Below are 232 nucleotides of genomic sequence, written 5' to 3'. Positions count from 1 at the left end.
TTTACATGTTGGGCCAGGTCGGGTGCAACCGACCCTCACTATCCCCCACCCCCACATCATCCAAATGCCACCGCTGACCCGTATACACATCCACCTTACGCAACTGCGGATTCGGATTCCCCACATCAGGCTCCTCAGGATGCCCCGGACACCCCCGCGCTCCCGGGTCCTCAGTACAGGTCTTGCCCACCGAGTGCACCTCAGACTCCCACACCCGCACCAGCACCGGCTC

At 62.5% G+C, this 232-nt stretch carries 1 pseudogene; it reads right to left on the bottom strand.

The annotated features are described in order from the left end of the window. Nucleotide 1 precedes the first annotated feature (1 nt). Nucleotides 2-232 (bottom strand): annotated as a pseudogene (locus HMPREF3016_RS04045) (hypothetical protein); the annotation flags it as partial.

The sequence above is a fragment of the Rothia sp. HMSC065D02 genome, from assembly GCF_001815285.1.
In the GTDB taxonomy this organism is placed as follows: domain Bacteria; phylum Actinomycetota; class Actinomycetes; order Actinomycetales; family Micrococcaceae; genus Rothia; species Rothia dentocariosa.
This window is presented reverse-complemented; position numbering and strand designations above follow the sequence as displayed.